General features: G+C 77.4%; 1 protein-coding gene. It reads right to left on the reverse strand.

Annotated features, from left to right (window positions below):
• A partial coding sequence (locus IGS67_RS13570; RefSeq protein ID WP_192282234.1) for a tyrosine-type recombinase/integrase occupies positions 1-1166 on the reverse strand: 1166 nt, incomplete at its 3' end.
• Positions 1167-1186 lie beyond the last annotated feature (20 nt).

The following is a 1186-nucleotide window of genomic DNA, read 5'->3' on the forward strand; positions in this document are numbered from 1 at the left end:
GCGTCGCGTTCGGCTGAGGCGTGCTGGTAGAGGGCTGCGGCGCGGGTTGAGGCGTGGCCGATGCGGCGTTGCAGCTCGGCTTGGGTGGCGCCGGCCTGGGCGGCGAGGGTGGCGCCGGTGTGGCGCAGGTGGTGCCAGGTGGCGTCGGGTCGGTCGATGGTGTCGCGGGCGCGGCTCATGGCGGTGGAGCGGGCGCCGGCCGAGATGGGGCGGCCGGTGCTCGAGGTGAACACGAGGGCGTCGGGGCCGGGGTCGGTGTGCTCGGCCAGGTGGGCGGCCAGGGCGGCGGTGACGAACGCGGGCAGGGCGACGGTCCTGCGGCCGGCGTCGGTCTTGGGCGGGCCGAACGTCGTCGGCTGGCCGGGGACCTCCACGAGCGTGCGGCGAACGCTGAGGCGGTGGGCGGCCAGGTCGAGGTCGCGGCGGCGCAGGGCGAACACCTCGCCGGGGCGCAGGCCGGACCATGCGGCGGTGAGGACGGCCGCGCGCAGGTGGGCGGGAACGGCCTCGGCCAGGGCGGTGACCTCGGCCGGGGTCAGCGGGATGCGCTCGGGGTGGTGGACGCGTCCGGCGCCGGGGATCCGGGCGGGGTTGGTGGTCAGCAGCTCGTCGGTGACGGCCTGGGCGAGGACGGCGTGGAGCAGGCGGTAGGCCTGGGCTGCGGCCGTGCGTCCGGCGTCGGGGTCGGGTGCGGGCGTCGTGGTCGTCTCGGGTCGTCCTGCGGCGTGCCAGGCGGTCACGACGGCTCGAGGCAGCCGGCCGGTGGCAGCGACCTCGAGGCCGGCGGTCGTGGCCCATGCGCGGGCGAGGGTGGCCGGGGTCGCGCTCGAGGTCGGTCGGGGTTGGGCCGAGGTGCGGGCGGCGAGGGTGACGGCGGCGAACCATTCGCGCACGAGCGGCGCGGAAATGGCCGCCAGTGCGAGCGGGGCCAGGTCGACGGCCAGGCGGCCGGTGCCCACGGGTGCGAGCAGCCAGCGTGCGGCGGTGCGCTCGTAGAGGTCGATGGTGCGCGGGCGCAGGTGCGGGGTGCGCTGGCGCAGCCAGGCGGTCCAGTAGTCCGCGAGGGTGACGGTGGCGCGCTCGGGTGGGGTCCACTGGCCGCGCAGCATGTCGGCTTGGACGCCGGCGAGGTAGCCGTCTGCCTCGCGGCGGGTGGCGAAGGTCAAGGGTGCGGTGCGGGGTCGGG

The organism is Flavimobilis rhizosphaerae, from assembly GCF_014852685.1.
Classification (GTDB): Bacteria; Actinomycetota; Actinomycetes; order Actinomycetales; family Cellulomonadaceae; genus Flavimobilis; species Flavimobilis rhizosphaerae.